The 17351-nt window shown below is 38.8% G+C and carries 13 protein-coding genes; 4 read left to right on the top strand and 9 right to left on the bottom strand.

What is annotated here, in order from left to right; all coding sequences use genetic code 11:
• Nucleotides 1-73: 73 nt before the first annotated feature.
• The 3 genes from BKG94_RS09390 to BKG94_RS09380 all read right to left on the bottom strand — a co-directional run bounded on the left by BKG94_RS09390 (nucleotide 74) and on the right by BKG94_RS09380 (nucleotide 6329).
• Complete coding sequence (locus BKG94_RS09390; protein WP_244157009.1) at nucleotides 74-2929, bottom strand: M16 family metallopeptidase; 2856 nt, start codon at nucleotides 2927-2929, stop codon at nucleotides 74-76.
• A gap of 70 nt (nucleotides 2930-2999) precedes the next feature.
• Nucleotides 3000-5360, bottom strand: coding sequence for a TonB-dependent receptor plug domain-containing protein (locus tag BKG94_RS09385; protein ID WP_077436491.1), 2361 nt, complete (start codon nucleotides 5358-5360; stop codon nucleotides 3000-3002).
• 249 nt (nucleotides 5361-5609) lie between these two features.
• Nucleotides 5610-6329, bottom strand: a complete 720-nt coding sequence (locus tag BKG94_RS09380; protein ID WP_077436489.1) for an MgtC/SapB family protein — start codon at nucleotides 6327-6329, stop codon at nucleotides 5610-5612.
• 155 nt (nucleotides 6330-6484) lie between these two features.
• Between BKG94_RS09380 and rimO the strand changes: the two genes are divergently transcribed.
• The 3 genes from rimO to asd all read left to right on the top strand — a co-directional run bounded on the left by rimO (nucleotide 6485) and on the right by asd (nucleotide 11144).
• The gene (gene rimO / locus BKG94_RS09375; RefSeq protein WP_077436487.1) at nucleotides 6485-7822 is read left to right on the top strand and encodes a 30S ribosomal protein S12 methylthiotransferase RimO; all 1338 of its coding nucleotides are present in this window, start codon (nucleotides 6485-6487) and stop codon (nucleotides 7820-7822) included.
• Between the two features lie 17 nt (nucleotides 7823-7839).
• Nucleotides 7840-9864, top strand: a complete 2025-nt coding sequence (locus BKG94_RS09370; protein WP_077436485.1) for a UDP-glucose:protein N-beta-glucosyltransferase — start codon at nucleotides 7840-7842, stop codon at nucleotides 9862-9864.
• A gap of 164 nt (nucleotides 9865-10028) precedes the next feature.
• Entirely contained in the window at nucleotides 10029-11144 is a 1116-nt protein-coding gene (gene asd, locus BKG94_RS09365; RefSeq protein WP_077436483.1) for an aspartate-semialdehyde dehydrogenase, read from the top strand.
• A 62-nt stretch (nucleotides 11145-11206) separates the two neighbouring features.
• Here the strand turns inward: asd and BKG94_RS09360 are convergent, their stop codons facing one another.
• From BKG94_RS09360 to BKG94_RS09335, 6 genes are all read right to left on the bottom strand, one after another.
• The gene (locus BKG94_RS09360) at nucleotides 11207-11803 is read right to left on the bottom strand and encodes a hypothetical protein (RefSeq protein ID WP_077436481.1); all 597 of its coding nucleotides are present in this window, start codon (nucleotides 11801-11803) and stop codon (nucleotides 11207-11209) included.
• Entirely contained in the window at nucleotides 11787-12185 is a 399-nt protein-coding gene (locus tag BKG94_RS09355; protein ID WP_077436479.1) for a DUF805 domain-containing protein, read from the bottom strand. The genes BKG94_RS09360 and BKG94_RS09355 overlap by 17 nt, the downstream gene beginning before the upstream one ends.
• Nucleotides 12186-12369: 184 nt before the next feature.
• The gene (locus BKG94_RS09350; RefSeq protein ID WP_077436477.1) at nucleotides 12370-13245 is read right to left on the bottom strand and encodes an SEL1-like repeat protein; all 876 of its coding nucleotides are present in this window, start codon (nucleotides 13243-13245) and stop codon (nucleotides 12370-12372) included.
• An 89-nt stretch (nucleotides 13246-13334) separates the two neighbouring features.
• Nucleotides 13335-14096 carry a tetratricopeptide repeat protein gene (locus BKG94_RS09345; protein WP_077436475.1) on the bottom strand — a complete coding sequence of 254 codons (762 nt, stop codon included), beginning with the start codon at nucleotides 14094-14096 and terminating at the stop codon, nucleotides 13335-13337.
• 8 nt (nucleotides 14097-14104) lie between these two features.
• Nucleotides 14105-15367: an MBL fold metallo-hydrolase gene (locus tag BKG94_RS09340; RefSeq protein WP_077436473.1), complete on the bottom strand. Its 1263-nt coding sequence runs from the start codon at nucleotides 15365-15367 to the stop codon at nucleotides 14105-14107.
• 1 nt (nucleotide 15368) lies between these two features.
• Complete coding sequence (locus BKG94_RS09335) at nucleotides 15369-16025, bottom strand: tetratricopeptide repeat protein (protein WP_077436471.1); 657 nt, start codon at nucleotides 16023-16025, stop codon at nucleotides 15369-15371.
• Nucleotides 16026-16326: 301 nt separating this feature from the next.
• Between BKG94_RS09335 and BKG94_RS09330 the strand changes: the two genes are divergently transcribed.
• Complete coding sequence (locus tag BKG94_RS09330) at nucleotides 16327-17271, top strand: alpha/beta fold hydrolase (protein WP_077436469.1); 945 nt, start codon at nucleotides 16327-16329, stop codon at nucleotides 17269-17271.
• Nucleotides 17272-17351: the final 80 nt, after the last annotated feature.

Here is a 17351-nt window from a genome sequence, read left to right as displayed (position 1 = left end):
CCCTTCAAGATCGTTTATTTTGAGGGGCGGATTATTTTTATGGGTAAGCGAAAGATTTAAAGTGCGGTCATTTTTATTGCCGTAAAACCGCCTCAAAACGAGCAGGTTTAACCAGCACTTTTTTAGCGAGTTCCTCAATCTTAGCTTTATCGGCAATTTGTTCCAAACGTTGATAGAGATAAATTGACTGCGGATTGCCTTGTTGCCAATAACTCTCTTCAATTAAAGTTGCCACCGAGACCAATGAGTCAAACTGACGTTTAATTTGTTGCTGTTGTTCCGCCTGTTTTTTGCGCAGCAAGGTTTCATCTACCCCATTTTCAATGATGTCATCTAAAACTTGATAGGTTAATTTGATTAATTCCTCTGCCCGGTTCGGGGCGCAAGTGAACTCAATTTTTCCTTCAATTTGTGGTAAATGCGGCTCTTGACTAAACCAACTATTCACGGAATAAATACCTGATACTTTTTCTCGTAAAACAAGGCGTAATTTTTCTTGTACAATATCAGCAAGAATGTCCAAGGCATATTTTTGTTCCGCTTGCCATTGATTTTCTGCAGTAAGATAAATTTCCACATCCGCTCGTGGTTCACTTAATCCGCTCATCGAGAATGCTTTTTTCGGTGTATGAATACGGATAGGTTGATAAACCCAGGATTGCGTTTTTACTTCTACCGTTGCTAAATATTGTTTCGCTAATTTTTCAACATCACTTCGTGAAATATCACCAATAATGAAATAAGTGAAATCCGTTTTATCTAAGATCTTCTCTTGATAAATTTGGCTTAACTGTGCTGCGGTAAATGCCAATAATTCCGCTTGATTTTGGGTATATGCAGTGGCGATATTAGGTTGGCGTAAACGGGAAACCGCTTGCATAAATTTTGTTTCCACATCAATTTGTTTAAAATAATCTTGCGTTTCCCGACGATATTTTTGCAGAGCATTATCGGAAATTGGCGCAGATTGCAATTTTAAACGAAACAGTGTGAGTAAATTAGCGAGATCCTGTGATTTTGCTACGCCGGTGAAACCTTGTTTGTTATCATCAATCACGGTTGCTAATACAAGCGGGTTCTGACCAAAAAGATGATTGATATCCTCAGGGGTGAGTTCGCCCACACCGGTATCGTCCACCAAAATGGTCGCCGTGCGTAATAGATGATAATCTTGATTCGGAACTGAGCGTAATCCGCCACTTGTTACCGCCCGAAAATGCACTTGATTAGGTGTTTTATCGCTGTAATGGTAAATCAATTTTGCCCCGTTACTCAGGCGATATTCATCAATATTGCCTTTATCCCAATGCTTTTCTAACACCAATGATCCGTTTTCAGAGGAAAAGTGCGGTCGTTTTGTCTTGTGTTTTTCCTTTTGCCATGGATGTTGAGCCGTATTCATTGCTTGATTCCAACGTTGTTCAAGATTCGTCGCATCAAAAGGCAACGGCTTTTCCGGTAGCGGTTGGGTAACTAACAATAATTTAGCCTTTAAAGCCAACATATTATTAAAGGTTTCATTGATATCTTTGATGCTTATTTCATTTAAGAAACGTCGGTTTAATTTGTAACGATCTTTTGCGTTTAAGGTGATTTGATGATTTGCCGCAATGGAAACCAAGTCATCGGCAATTTTTAAACTACCGGAACGGATATTTTGCTGCTTTTCATTCAGTTGGCGAAGTCTTGCGATTTCTCCATTAAGCTCATCATCAGTAAAACCATATTGTTTAATTTCCGCAATAAAAGAAAAAAGTACGGTGATATTTTTTACATAATTTGTATCAAATAATTGCAATGAAAAAACCGTTTGTAAGGTTTCTTTACCGAGATGAGAGCGGTAAAAATTTGCCGAATCTAGCCATTCGCCTTGGTTTTCTTCCCATTTTTGTAAACGTAAATTCACCAAGCGCGTCACAATTTGTTGAATGAGATCTTGTTTGTAATCCGCGAGGGTTTCCTGCTGTTTATCCTCCTCAAAAAAACTGAGTTCCAACGCAGGAATGTTTGTCCCCTGTTCGGCAACACTTGCCGCTCGCCAATGCTGAATCAATGGAATAGAAAAATCAATTTTATCAAGGGGTGTTTGTAATCTCGGTTGCGCTTGTTGCAAAGTGTGAGTTAGCAAGCTTTTCACTTCATTCGGATTAATATCTCCCACTATGATCAGCGACATATTATCCGGTCTGTACCATTTATGATAAAAATCCGCCACCCGATCACGAGAAATATGGCGAACAATATTCATATCACCAATGGGATCGCGTAGTACATAGCGAGATCCCTGCATTTCAACCGCACTTTTTTTATCCCCAAGGCGCAACATCGGGCTTAATCGGCGACGCCATTCTTCCTCCACTACGCCCCGTTCTCCGTCCAAATCTTTCGGCAAAATGGTCAGGTGATTCATCCATTGATTAACAACATCAAAGGCAAGGGATAATTTTTGCGGACTATTATCGTCCAGATTTAGGGTATAAACGGTATTTTCAAAATCCGTAAAGGCATTGATATCACGGGCAAATTTCATGCCTAATTTTTCCAATGCGTTAATAATGGTATTTTCAGGGTATTTTTTCGAGCCGTTAAATGCCATATGTTCTACTAAATGGGCGATACCTTTTTGATCGTCATCTTCGTGCATTGAACCGGCATTCACCACTAAACGAATATATACCCGTTCTTTCGGCTCATTATTCTTTAAAATATAGTATTGTAATCCGTTCGCCAGTTTGCCCCGTTTGATATCGGGATCAAAAGGTAAAGTATCGGAATTTCTTCCACTTTGGCAGGCAATAAGCAAGCCAAAGGTGCAAAATAGTAAAAAAAGTGCGGTTACAAAAAACAGCGTTTTTTTAACGTTGGCCTTGCCAACGGCCCCGTGAGGGGTGAACAAACGAGCAAGCGAGTTTGTGAATAATTTTCTCATCGTTTTTCATTCAATGTAAAAAAGAAAATCTACGCTAATTCATATTAGCGTAGAAGGAACAAACATCTATTTAAAATTTATAGCCAACTTCTAGCCAAAATTCACGACCCGGCGTATAAATGCCGTATTCATCATTACTTGAGATAGGTTTAATGGTTTTGGATTTACGGGTTTGATTTAATACGTTGAGGATATCCACTTGTAAATAAACGCTATGATTGCCGGCTATTGTCGGTTGCCAACGGATACTGGAATCCCATTGGGTATGACGACCGTAATGATAGGAACGATAACGGGAAATATCATCGCCAAAATTGCCGTCTAATGCTTCATAGCTGCGAATTGGCGCTTTCATATAGACTTTGTTTGACCAAGTGATGTGGTAATCGGGAATTGCCATATCTAACCCTAATCGGGCAATCCAATCTTCAGTGGAGGCATTGACTTTATTTATCATGGCGCGTCGGGTCATTAATTTACCATCAAGATAAACGGCTTCATTCGGATCAAGATCTCGACCTATATCGGCGCGTTTTGTTTTCAACCAATCAAATCCTAACGTGCCGGTCCAATAGCTTTTTCCCAATTTCCAAGGTTCAATGTTATTAACTTGGAATGTATAAACATCAACGTTGAAATCGCTACCGTTATGATAGGAATTTACTCTATTAGCATCACGTTTTAATAGAATCCGATTTTTATTCTGGCGATGAATGTAATTCAGTTTAAATGCTAAATTTCCGAATTCTTGTTCTATGCCTAAACTGAGTTCATCGGCATAAGGCGTTTTTAGTGAATTGAATTCTTGATATTTACGATTGGTATCACGATTGATTTTTAAAATTTCATTAGTTAGTTTTAATGAAGCGAAAGAACGCCCGTAATAACGGTTCAATCCTAATGTTAAACCGGTTTCTTCCCAAGGTTTATAGCGTGCCACAAAACGTGGGGCGATATTATTGTTTCGTAAATAATCATCCCGTTCAATACGCACACCCGGACGAAATTCCAATTTTTTCCATGTGATTAAATCTTCCGCATAAAAGACAAAGTTTTGATAACGGGTTTTCGCACTGCCTTTGTAGGTGATATTGGTGATTTTCGATGGATAAAACGGAGATTGAACAATGATTTTTTGGTGTACATCCTGAGGGCGATTAAATTTATAGTGGGTTGCCTGATAAATTCCACCAACAGAAATCGAATGGTTGGTTGCGCCCCAATCAAAGGGTTCAACGGCAAATTCCGTTGAGAAGTGAAGATTATCTTGTGTCAGGGAGCTGTTACCATAGCCGCCTTTTTCATAATCGTAAAGTGAATCCCCATTTTCATCCTCAACAGAAACAATTTCCACATTAGCAGAAGACGATTTACGTTTATCTCTGAAACGATCATAGGCAAGGGTATTTGTCCAAACACCCGAATCAAAATCGTGTACCCATGCCAATGTTGCACCGAAGGCTTGATGATAATCGCTGACATCACTATCAATATTGGTGGCAAAATATTTCTGTTCTTTGTAGTTGGAATAACGGAATCCCAGTTCAACACGATCTTTTTCACTTGCCGCTAAATTGAAATTCAGCAATAAATTATTCGAGTTACGCAGGTGATTTTGTTTATTTAATTTCGCCTCGGTGTCGTAACCGATTAAGCGATTTTGTTGGATACGGGAATGGCGTTTACTGTAGCCTAACACCATACCTAAATTATCCGTTATGCCTTTTTCCAAAACAATGTTGAATGTCTGCTTACGATATTTAGGCTGAAATTCAGCGACACCGCTGGAATCAGGTCTGATTTTGTCCAATAAATTTTGTGCCGAATTATCGACGTTCATTTTTGCCCAAGCAGAATTGGTCGTTCGATACTTGAGTGAAACGCTATCGTTACCGCTATATTGTTTCGTTTTGGCAACTACTGCACCACCCATAAAACCACCTAAACTGGCAGAAATATTGCTGTCGTGTACTTCAACTTTGGAAAGCATAGAAGCATCAAAGAAATAGGCCTGTGTATGGCTAATTCCCGGTACGACTTGCATTGCACCGTCAAAGATTTCACTATCCACCGTTAAATCATTGTTTACATTGACATTATCCACAAAATAAGCGGTTTGATTTGCATCCGCACCATTAATCGAAATATTTTGCGGTTTAATTTCGCCACTTTGAAAACCGCCCTGATCGCTATCTTCGTAACGAATATGCGGGTTAGAGCGCAAATAGTCGGTGATGTTGTTATTGCTTGTGGGCGTTTTTTCTATCTCTGTGGAAGTGAGCGTTTGAGTGGAGGAAAGGGATTTATTATTGTCACCGTATACTACAATTTCTGACAGCATATTCTCGTGATTTTTAGTTTTGTCTTCGGAAAAAGCACGGGATGCACACAAAGTGAGACAAATGAAAAGGGCGATTTTATTTTTATGCATGGTATTTCCTTAGGTTTGTTTAAAATGAAAATGATTATCATATATTTTCATTTCTTAATGTAAAGGAATTTTTGTCAATTAACGAATGTTTGATTTTTTACTGTGCTTAAAGGATAAGGGGGAGAGGTGAAAAATAATTGAAGGTAAAATAAGAAAAAGTAAGGAGTGGAAAAACTATAGAGACAGAGCGAACAATGGTTTTTACGATATTTAAAAATAATAAAAGGGGAATAACAATTCCCCTTTTATTTAGTTTTCAAACAGTTCTACACTCAACACACCATCTTCTGTTTTTAATAATGTGTAAATGTCTTTAATCATAGCACTATCGATAGCAAAACATCGGATCTGTACTCGAACCTCGCCATTGGCTAAATCTTTTACGAAAAGATTTTCAATGCGGTAATCATTTTGAATCAGTAGATTCGTGATGACGGCAATAGAAGCGGACGAGCTGAGGTGAATGATAATTTTGGTTTTCTTTTTTTTCTCTTTATGACGAATTAAACGCTGTACCAGTGGGCTAAAACGAATCGCGATTAAAATCATTGCCGTAGCGATTAAAGCATCAAAAATAAAGCCGGCGCCGGTTGCGATACCTATCGCTGCAGCAGCCCAAATAATCGCTGCGGTAGTTAATCCTGAAATCGCATCATTTTTTTTATGTAAAATAACGCCGGCACCTAAGAAACCAATACCGCTGATAACTTGTGCGGCAAGGCGCATGGGATCGGTCCGAATGTTTTCGGATACTTGAGCATAATGTTCGGCCGCTTGGATGGAAACAATTGTTAGTACACAAGTAGTGATTGCGATAATTGAGCAAGTTTTAATGCCAACCGGTTTGTGTTTTAACTCGCGCTCTAAACCGATAATACTTCCTAAAAGCAGTGCCAAAAACATTTTACCGAGAATAGTTAATTGATGGGTGCTTAAAAGTGCGGTCAAAATAAGGGATGAATTTTCCATATTGCGATTTTTTGATCAGAAAACATAGGATTCTAACGATTTGAAAAATAAAAATATAGTTAATTTTACAATCTTTTACTTTTCTTTGTTCGCCTTTCACACAGAAATTCAGTAAAATTAGCGCCATTTTATAGGAATGAAATAGAGATAAATTTATGCAAAATTCAACCCCGAATATTGGCTTTGTGAGTCTGGGTTGTCCTAAAAACTTAGTGGATTCCGAGCGAATTCTCACGGAATTACGCAGTGATGGCTATAATATCGTACCGAGTTATGAGAATGTTGATTTAGTGATCGTCAATACCTGCGGTTTTATTGATAGTGCCGTACAAGAATCGTTGGAAGCCATTGGTGAAGCATTAGAAGAAAATGGTCGGGTAATTGTAACCGGTTGCTTAGGCGCAAAAGAGGATCGCATTCGTGAAGTCCATCCGAAAGTATTAGAAGTGACAGGCCCTCATAGTTATGAGGCGGTGATGGAACAAGTGCATAAATATGTGCCAAAACCTTCCCATAACCCTTACATCAGCCTTGTGCCAAAGCAAGGGGTGAAACTGACTCCGAAACATTATGCTTATTTGAAAATTTCTGAAGGCTGTGATCATCGTTGCACATTCTGTATTATTCCTTCCATGCGTGGTGATTTGGAAAGTCGTTCTATCACCCAAGTATTGGAGGAAGCCAAACGTTTAGCGGAAGCCGGCGTGAAAGAATTACTGGTTGTATCACAAGATACTTCCGCCTATTCTATGGATTTAAAACGCCAAGAAGGAGGCGTGAAAACCTCATTTTGGAACGGAATGCCGATTAAAAATGATTTGATGACACTCTGCCGACAGCTCGGGAAACTTGGCATTTGGGTGCGTCTGCATTATGTTTATCCCTATCCGCATGTGGACGATTTAATTCCATTGATGGCAGACGGCACGCTGTTGCCTTATTTAGATATTCCTTTACAGCACGCCAGCCCGAAAATTCTCAAAGCAATGAAAAGACCGGGCAGTATTGACCGCACTTTAGAGCGAATTAAAAAATGGCGTGAAATTTGTCCGGATTTAACCTTGCGTTCCACCTTTATTGTGGGTTTTCCGGGGGAAACGGAAGAAGATTTTGAATTATTACTCAATTTCTTAAAAGAAGCGAAGCTTGACCGTGTCGGCTGTTTTAAATTTAGCCCGGTAGAAGGTGCGCCAGCAACGGAGATGGCAGATCAAGTGCCGGAAGACATCAAAGAAGAACGCTATCATCGTTTTATGCAATTACAACAAGAAATTTCAGCCAACCGATTGAAACAAAAAGTAGGAAAAAACCTAGATGTGTTGGTGGATGAAATTGATGAAGAGGGCATTATCGGACGTTCAAAAGCAGACGCACCGGAAGTGGACGGTTTGGTTTATATTGATAATATAAGTGGCGCTGATGTAAAAGTCGGAGATGTAATTAAAGTCTTCATTACCCAATCAGATGAATATGATCTGTGGGGAACTTGTTAAATAAAAAGGAAAATAAAATGTCTGAAGTGAAACAACCGAGTGTTGTACGTTTTGAAAAAAAAGTTGCAGCAAAAAACTATGAAGATGCTTGTGTAGAGCTACTTGATATCCTTGGTCAAATTGATTCAAACTTTGGCGAAATTAAGGATATTGAAATTGATATTCCCCAACAGCTTGAAAAGCTTACCCAAGATAAAAATATCTATTTTGCTACCCGTATGGCAGTGGCAATTACAGAATTATTCACTGATCCGAAATTAGACGTTTCTATTTCCGGTGCAAAACGTTTCTTAACCTTACAACGTTGGCTGAATATGATTTTTGCTGCATCGCCTTTTGTAAATGCCGATCATATTTTACAAACCTATAATCGCAATCCAAACCCTCAGAATCCGTTAGATATTCACTTGGATTCTTCAGAATCTGCATTGATTAAGTTCTGTATTTTGTATTTGCCGGAATCCAATGTGAATCTTAATTTAGATGCATTATGGAATATTAATCCGGAACTTTGTGCATCACTTTGTTTTGCGTTACAGTCTCCTCGTTTTATTGGTACAGAACAATCATTTGGTAAACGTGCAGCGCTCTTGCAATGGTTCCCGGAAAAATTAGCGCAAATTGAAAATCTCAATAACCTCCCTAGTGGCATTTCTCATGATGTATATATGCATTGTAGTTATGATATCGCTGCGAATAAACACGATGTAAAAGGCGCATTAAATCAAGTGATTCGTCGTCATCTTATTGCCTCTGATTGGACAGACCTCGATGTGAGCAAATTAGGCGAGCGCAATGGCAAACCGGTAATGGTTGTGCTCCTAGAGCATTTCCACTCCGCACATTCTATTTATCGTACCCATTCAACCTCAATGATTGCAGCTCGTGAGCGTTTTCATTTAATCGGTGTTGGTAACGACGCGGTGGATGACGCAGGCAGAGCCGTATTTGACGAGTTCCACTTAATTAAAGGCAATAATGTTCTCGAAAAATTGGTATTCTTAAAATCAATTTGTGAGGAAAACGGTGCGGCGATACTTTATATGCCAAGCATCGGTATGGATCTCACGACTATCTTCGCAAGTAATACACGCCTTGCCCCGATTCAAGTCATTGCATTAGGGCACCCTGCCACAACCCATTCGGATTTTATTGAATATGTGATTGTGGAAGATGATTATGTGGGCTCAGAGGAATGTTTCAGTGAAACCTTATTGCGCTTATCAAAAGATGCGCTTCCTTATGTGCCGTCCGCCCTCGCACCACAGAATGTAGAATATCGCCTACGGGCAAATCCTGAGGTCGTTAATATCGGTATTGCTTCTACTACAATGAAATTAAATCCGTATTTCTTGGAAGCCTTAAAAGCTATTCGTGATCGTGCCAAAGTCAAAGTCCATTTCCACTTTGCATTGGGTCAATCCAGTGGCATTACTCATCCTTACGTAGAACGTTTTATTAAATCTTATTTAGGTGATAATGCCACCGCACACCCACATTCGCCTTATCATCAATATCTTCAGGTGTTGCATAACTGCGACATGATGGTCAATCCATTCCCATTTGGCAATACCAACGGCATCATTGATATGGTCACCCTCGGTTTGGTGGGTATCTGTAAAACCGGTGCTGAAGTACACGAACACATTGATGAAGGTTTATTCAAACGCTTAGGCTTGCCGGAATGGTTAATTGCCAGTACGGTGGATGAATATATAGAAAGAGCCATTCGTTTAGCTGAAAACCACGAAGAACGTTTAGCATTACGTCGTCATATTATTGAAAATAACGGTCTGCAAACACTCTTTACCGGCGATCCGAGTCCGATGGGGAAAGTCTTATTGGAAAAATTCAATGAGTGGAAAGTGGTTAATTTAGGTGAAAAGCCGAAGAGAAAAACCGCAGCGAGAAAACCGGCAACTAAAAAAGCGACAACGCAAACAAGAACGGCAAAAACTGTAGCGAAGAAAAGTGCGGTCAAATCTGAAGATAAATCTACTTCAAAAGCAACCGCAGCAAAAAAAGCCACTAAGACTAAATAAGACGGCTTAAAATAATGAAAATCCCCGAAAGGGGATTTTTTCTTGCATAAGAATTAACGGAGAGATAAATTTATCCCTATTCATCATAAAAAAACTTGATTTTGGTCACACTATCTTGTAATTAATAAACCCATTCAAACACAACATTAACAAAGGAAAAAACTATGAAAAACGTCGGTTTTATCGGATGGCGCGGAATGGTCGGTTCCGTATTAATGGATCGCATGGTGCAAGAAAATGATTTTGCAAACATCAATCCTATTTTCTTCACCACTTCACAAGCAGGGCAAAAAGCCCCGGTATTCGCTGGCAAAGAGGCGGGGGAGCTTAAAAATGCCTTCGATATTGATGAACTCAAGAAATTAGATATCATCGTTACCTGTCAGGGCGGCGATTACACCAATGAAATCTATCCAAAATTAAAAGCAACAGGTTGGAACGGCTACTGGGTGGATGCGGCTTCCGCATTGCGTATGGAAAAAGATGCCATTATCGTGCTTGATCCGGTCAATCAAAATGTAATTGACGAAGGCTTAAAAAACGGCATTAAAACCTTCGTAGGCGGAAACTGTACCGTGAGCCTTATGCTGATGGCAATCGGCGGATTATTTGAACGTGATTTGGTGGAATGGGTCTCTGTGGCAACCTACCAAGCGGCATCAGGCGCAGGCGCAAAAAATATGCGTGAATTGCTTTCCCAAATGGGCTTATTGCGTGATGCGGTGAAAGAGGAATTAGCCAACCCGGCGTCTTCTATTTTAGATATTGAACGCAAAGTCACCGCAGAAATGCGTTCCGCCGATTTCCCAACTGAAAACTTTGGCGCGGCACTGGGCGGTAGCCTTATCCCTTGGATCGACAAATTATTACCGGAAACCGGACAAACCAAAGAAGAATGGAAAGGCTATGCGGAAACCAACAAAATTCTTGGTTTAAGCGACAACCCAATTCCGGTTGACGGCTTATGTGTGCGTATCGGTGCATTACGTTGCCACAGCCAAGCTTTCACCATCAAACTGAAAAAAGATTTACCGCTTGCGGAAATCGAACAAATCATTGCTTCTCACAATGAATGGGTGAAAGTGATTCCAAACGACAAAGAAACCACATTACGTGAATTAACCCCGGCGAAAGTGACCGGTACATTAAGTGTGCCAGTCGGACGTTTACGCAAACTCGCCATGGGTGGCGAATACCTCGCAGCCTTCACCGTGGGCGACCAACTCCTATGGGGTGCCGCTGAGCCGGTTCGCCGTATTTTGAAACAGTTGGTGGGGTAGGTTTTATATTAGAAAGGGCGTATTTATTACGCCCTATTTTTTAAAGAGAAAATTGATTTTGATTAAAACCTTAAAGAAGAAATAATCTTATCTAATATTGGTTTAACTGTTTTTTCTTCTGATTTTTTATAACTTAATTCCAATAGAATTGCACGTTTTTCCTTATCATCAGGAAATTCATACAACTCGGAAACCCATTCTTCGTTTCTCATTACCATAGAATATAGTATATGGATACCAATTGCAGGATAATTTACTTTTGAAAAATGCCAATCATATGTTGGAAAAGGAATATTTCCTTCAATTAAATTAATAAAATCTTTTTTGAACTTTTCAGAAAAAGTCATTTTTGGAATATCATTTCTCCGATTATATAATTCTTCCTCTTGTAATCTAAATCTTGCTTTCATATTATATTGACTGGAACGCATACTAATATAATGTTTATTAAGAACAGATAAAAGCTCCTGATCTTTTACCATCTCTTTTGTTATATTGCTTGCCTTATTCAAATCTGATCTTGTCAGTCTATACCAACTCTTTGGTACTTGAATACGAATAGAATCATTAGAAAAAGATAAGTTTTCAAACTCAATCGCACTAGCTAAACTGACGAAAGAAAAATATAACAATATGATTAAACTAAATATTTTCTTCATCCTTTACTCCTTTCACAAAAATAAGAAGCAACAGAAAAAAGACGTTAATTATAGGTACAAAAATTAACCAAGCATAATCCTTACTTAATTTCAAATCATTTAGCCTTCTTCTGATAAAAGAAAGAAATATATGTATGAAAATAATTGTTATAGGAATAAAAATTAGCAACCAAGCAATAAGAGTCACGAGGGACTGATACTGACCATACCAATATATTATATCAAGATAAATTTCATAACCCAAAAGTGAGATTATAGAGATAAATAATCCAAGAATTGGAAGCATTATAAGAGAAGCAAAGAAAAAATTAATATTATCTACCGTTCCCTCAAATGAAAAGAGTTGCTTTTTAATATTTTCAATACCTACATTTTTATTCATTTTTTATTCCTCATTTTCTTTATTAGTTAATAAATACCAAAATAATGTTCCAATTACCCCAACCGGTAAACAAACATAAGTAATATACACGCCTACATAAGGCAGAAAAGCGATACATAAGCCTAAAACTAAAAATGCCCAAAAGGCAGCTCAACCGAAAAATGACGCTAATTTTTTACGCATATTATTTTTCCCCATTTAGTTTACGATAATTATCACAAGATTTTTGATTACCTTTATCACAGGCTTTGCCATACCAGTATAATGCTTGTTGTTTATCGGCACGAACGCCTAACCCTAATTGATATGCTACACCTAGACCATTTTGTGAATTAGAATCTTCCTGTTCTGCTGCTTTCTGAAACCAATATACTGATTGATAGTAGTTTTGTTGTACACCTTGCCCTTTAGAATACATTAAAGCCAAATTATATTGAGATTTTATATCTCCCTGTTCCGCAGCTTTCTGATACCAGCTTGCTGATAGAGCATAGTCCTGTTCAACACCTTGTCCATTGCTATACATCGTAGCCAAATTAAATTGGGCTTTTAAATTGCCTTGAGTTGCAGCTTTCTGAAACCAATAAACTGATTGATAATAATCTTGTTTGACACTTTCACCATAATAATACATTTGCCCTAAATTAAACTGAGCCTGTGATATTCCTTGCTCAGCTGCTTTTTGAAACCAATGCGCAGCTTGATGATAATCCTGCTTGACACCTTGTCCGTTATAATACATTGATCCCAAATTTAATTGAGCCTCTGTATATCCTTGCTCCGCCGCTAAGGTGTACCATTTCACCGCTTGATGGTAATCTTGTTTCACACCTTGCCCATTGTAATGCATCAGCCCTAAATTATATTGAGCCACTGCAAATCCTTGCTCTGCTAAAGAACTAAATAAATTAAATGCTGCCGTGTAATCTTGATTTTTATAAGCTGTTGTGGCTTGCTTAAATTGGCTTTCTGCCGAATTTGCATAGGCTAACGGACTAATCGTTGCAGTAGAAAAAGCAAAAAGTGCGGTGAAAAATAAGGTTGTTTTCTTGAGTTTCATTTGCTGATCCTTCTCGTTAAAAATGAGATTTATAGAATTGAGTATGGATAAATCTATCCATTCCCAAAGCGTATTCCATTACAGGTCTATTATTTCTCCTCATGCAATTTACGATATACCTCACAGCCTGCTTGTGAACCATTTTCACAAGACTGACCAAACCATTCTTTTGCTTTTTGTGTATCTTGTTTGACTCCCGTTCCATTATCATACATCACGGCTAAATTAAATTGAGCCTGAGCCAACCCTTGCTCTGCCGCCAAGGTGTACCATTTCACTGCTTGGGCACTATCTTGTTTTACACCTTGTCCATAATCATACGTCACCCCCAAATTAAATTGAGCCTGAGAAAATCCCTGCTTTGCTGCTAAGGTGTACCACTTCACCGCTTGAACACTATCTTGCTTTACGCCTTCCCCATTCTGATACAGTACACCTAAATTATATTGAGCCTCTGCGAACCCTTGTTCTGCCGCTTTAGTAAACCACTTCGCAGCTTGTTGATAATCTTGCACTCCTTGTTTGTTGTAATACATCATTCCTAAATTATATTGGGCCTCTCCCAATCCTTGCTCTGCTGCCTTAGTAAACCACTTCACGGCTTGCTGATAATCTTGTTTAACCCCGAATCCGCTATAATGCAGCAACCCCAAATTAAATTGAGCATCAATATTACCTTGCTCTGCCAAAGGCTTCCAAAGATTGTAAGCCGTTTGATAATCGCCTTTTTCTGTGGCTTCAAACCCTTGGTTAAATTGACTTGCATTATCCGCCCAAGCCACAGGGCTAAGCGTAGCAGTGGAAAAAGCAAAAAGAGCGGTGAAAAATAGGGTGGTTTTTTTCAGTTTCATTTTGAGTCTCATAATATATTGAAAGTGATATAACTATTTTGATTAACTAATATTGGGGAATAAGGTAAAAAATCTTTGACGACTTCAGCATGTGGATGACGATAATTCGCATAATTCGGATCGGCAGAAAAAACAGAAATACAAGGCTGGATTTTATCTGCCAAACCTTTATGCCAATTATTCCTAGAACCGTGATGAAGCACTTGAAAACAAAAAATATTTCGCATTCTTTTATCACCTAATGCCAAATGTAAATGCTCAAATTGTTTTTGATTTTTTAATGAGCCATCGCCGGTATATAAAATCCCGTTGCGAGAATGTTTTACTTCTGGACTAGGTAATAAAATTTCGTAAATAGATTGATTACCGGCATAATGAATAGGGCTACCAATCCCCTCTAATTTTCGACTTTCGTATAACGAAACTCGTTGTATTTGCTTAAACTGATAGGATTTATCACAATGCTCAATATAGCCAATATATAAAAAAGTAGAAATGATATTTCTATCATGACTATTCTGTTTACCTTTTTTATTTGTTCGTACAAAATATTTATCGCAGATCGCTTTTAATTGATCTGTTTCTGCTTTGCCATACTGTTGGAGTTGCGTGATTTTCTCGATTTCGTCTTTATATTGTTTAAAATCACTTGGGTATTTTTTCAATTCTGAAAGTGGGGCATTATAAAAAATAAATTCAATAGCATTATGGTGAAGGTAACCATACCCTTTGGATAATAGCTTCACTTTATTATGGTGAATTGCTTTTTCATTTAAATCTTGAAATTCTATTCTTTCCCGTCTATCGGGATTAAGAGGAAAATGAACTTCTTCCGTTTCAGGCAATAATAAAATTTGCCCCTCCTCTGAAAAGGAATCTGAAAAATTTTCTAAAATATATTCGATTGGGTTCAAATAAAAACGAAATAGTGGGCTGTTAAAAGGAATATTTGCCATATCCGCCAAAATAAGGCGTTTCCACAATGGAAAATAGGGAATGACTAAACGTTTGACTTTCTTTCCCAATAGTAAATCGCCTAAACCACTAATATGATCTTCATCAAAATGGGAAATCACTAATAAATCAATCGGCTCATTATCTTTCAATTCCGACCGCATTTTAGAAATAGAATGGTTTAAATATTGTCGGGCGGATTTCACCGCCCCACAATCATAAACCCAGTTAAACTTTTCGCTATTATTGTTAGAAATTGAACCGCTTGAAAATAACCCTTGCCCCACTGCCCAGAAGGTACATTTCATTTCCAGCATACTATCTCGCCTCATTCAACATACGATAAACATCACAGCCATTTTGCTCACCATTATCACAGCCTTTACCAGCCCAGTATTTTGCTTTTTGCATATCTTGCTTAACCCCTTGTCCAAGACCATACATCAGCCCCAAATGAGTTTGAGCCAGTGCATTCCCTTGCTCTGCTGCGAGGGTGTACCATTTCACCGCTTGGTGATAATCCTGCTTTACCCCTTCCCCTTTGCTATACATCATCCCCAAATAATATTGAGCCTTTGCATTCCCTTGCTCTGCTGCGAGGGTGTACCATTTCACCGCTTGGTGATAATCCTGCTTTACCCCTTCCCCTTCGCTATACATCACCCCCAAATTAACTTGAGCCGATACATGCCCTTGCTCTGCCGCGAGGGCGTACCATTTCACCGCTTGATGATAATCTTGTTTCACGCCTTGTCCTTTGTTATACATCACCCCCAAATTAAATTGAACCTGTGCATTTCCTTGCTCTGCCAATGGTTTCCAAAGATGGTAAGCGGTCTGATAATCGCCTTTTTCTACGGCTTCAACGCCTTGTTGAAATTGGCTTGCATTATCCGCATAAGCCAGAGGGCTAATCGTTGCGGTGGAAAAAGCAAAAAGTGCGGTGAAAAATAGGGTGATTTTGTTGAATTTCATTGGGTTTTCCTCTTTGGTTAAATGGTTTAATTGGTTAAAAAATAATTATAAGTTGTTTTTTTTTTGCGCAATATTTTATACTTTGGCTTGCTTTAATTAATTGAAACTTGGGCGATATTGGCGTAAAAGGTCGGAGGAAAAGGAAGGCTGAACTTAGCACAATTAATGATATAATGTGCCCATTCCATTCTTTTAAGTGCGTCGTTTTTGGCTGATTTTTCTCAAGGGCGGCGAGCACTGAAATATGACAATACCCCATTAATTGCGTTATTTTTATCCAAAAGCCGTTGGAATAATGATTATGATAAGAGAGCCCCGTTTTTGCCAATTTGCCTTGGTGGAATTATTGCCTTTTTTTGAACGTTTCCCTACCCAATATCTGATGGGGAAAGGCAATATTCGCATTGCTTATCGTCATTTTGTTCACGAAGGAAGTGCGGTCAAAAAATTGATGATTTTGGTGAACGGGCGGGCGGAAAATATGATGAAATGGTCGGAGCTCGCCTATGATTTTTATCATCAAGGCTATGATGTGTTGCTGTTTGACCATCGAGGGCAGGGCTATTCTGACCGGCTTTTACCCGATCCGGAAAAAGGGCATTTGGACGAGTTTCGTTTTTATGTGGAAGATATGCAAAAAGTGATTGAAAAAATCACCGCACTTTTTGATTATCCAACCCAACATCTGGTTTCCCATTCTCTTGGTTCGCTGATTGCCGCCTATTATTTGGCAAATTGCGATCATCGCATTAACAAAGCGGTGCTTTCTTCTCCTTTCTTTGGAGTGCCGTTAAAACAGCCGATTCGGGATGAGCTGATCATTGCCGCAATGAATTTACTGGGACAAGGGGAGCGTTATGTGTTTGGCAAAGGGGCATACAAGCCGGCACATCTTGAACGCAATGAACTCAGTTTTTGTAAAACCCGAATGAAATGGATGAACCGAATCAACCGAAAATATCCCGCCCTTCATCTTGGCGGCCCGACTTTTCGTTGGGTGCATTTATGCCTTAATGCGATAAAACGCCTACCTACGATTGTTCCCCGCATTGAAATTCCCGTGCTGATTTTGCAATCGGAAAAAGAAAAAATCGTGGATAATAAAACTTTGCAAAAACTGACCGCACTTTTCCCTAACGCCCGTTGCGAGTTAGTTCATCAAGCGAAACACGAGATTTTATTTGAGCGGGATGAATTGAGGGAAAATGTTATGAAAAACATGACACAATTTTTTGAAAAGTCGTAGTTGTTGTATAGCGCTTCGACATACAGGAAATTGTAATTGGCTTTTTCCTCTCTCAACCTCTAAAATAACCGACATTAAAA

The organism is Rodentibacter ratti (genome assembly GCF_002000485.1).
GTDB classification, from domain to species: domain Bacteria; phylum Pseudomonadota; class Gammaproteobacteria; order Enterobacterales; family Pasteurellaceae; genus Rodentibacter; species Rodentibacter ratti.
The sequence above is the reverse complement of the archived record's forward strand: the minus strand, read 5'-3'. Positions and strand labels throughout refer to the sequence as shown.

Bases quoted from the DNA above. Each gene is read 5' to 3' on its own strand.
- BKG94_RS09370 (WP_077436485.1), top strand. From the start codon at position 7,840: ATGTCTGAAGTGAAACAACCGAGTGTTGTACGTTTTGAAAAAAAAGTT.
- BKG94_RS09355 (WP_077436479.1), bottom strand. From the start codon at position 12,185: ATGAATAAAAATGTAGGTATTGAAAATATTAAAAAGCAACTCTTTTCA.
- BKG94_RS09390 (WP_244157009.1), bottom strand. From the start codon at position 2,929: ATGAGAAAATTATTCACAAACTCGCTTGCTCGTTTGTTCACCCCTCAC.
- BKG94_RS09350 (WP_077436477.1), bottom strand. From the start codon at position 13,245: ATGAAACTCAAGAAAACAACCTTATTTTTCACCGCACTTTTTGCTTTT.
- BKG94_RS09345 (WP_077436475.1), bottom strand. From the start codon at position 14,096: ATGAAACTGAAAAAAACCACCCTATTTTTCACCGCTCTTTTTGCTTTT.
- BKG94_RS09330 (WP_077436469.1), top strand. From the start codon at position 16,327: ATGATAAGAGAGCCCCGTTTTTGCCAATTTGCCTTGGTGGAATTATTG.
- BKG94_RS09380 (WP_077436489.1), bottom strand. From the start codon at position 6,329: ATGGAAAATTCATCCCTTATTTTGACCGCACTTTTAAGCACCCATCAA.
- BKG94_RS09385 (WP_077436491.1), bottom strand. From the start codon at position 5,360: ATGCATAAAAATAAAATCGCCCTTTTCATTTGTCTCACTTTGTGTGCA.
- asd (WP_077436483.1), top strand. From the start codon at position 10,029: ATGAAAAACGTCGGTTTTATCGGATGGCGCGGAATGGTCGGTTCCGTA.
- BKG94_RS09335 (WP_077436471.1), bottom strand. From the start codon at position 16,025: ATGAAATTCAACAAAATCACCCTATTTTTCACCGCACTTTTTGCTTTT.
- BKG94_RS09360 (WP_077436481.1), bottom strand. From the start codon at position 11,803: ATGAAGAAAATATTTAGTTTAATCATATTGTTATATTTTTCTTTCGTC.
- BKG94_RS09340 (WP_077436473.1), bottom strand. From the start codon at position 15,367: ATGCTGGAAATGAAATGTACCTTCTGGGCAGTGGGGCAAGGGTTATTT.
- rimO (WP_077436487.1), top strand. From the start codon at position 6,485: ATGCAAAATTCAACCCCGAATATTGGCTTTGTGAGTCTGGGTTGTCCT.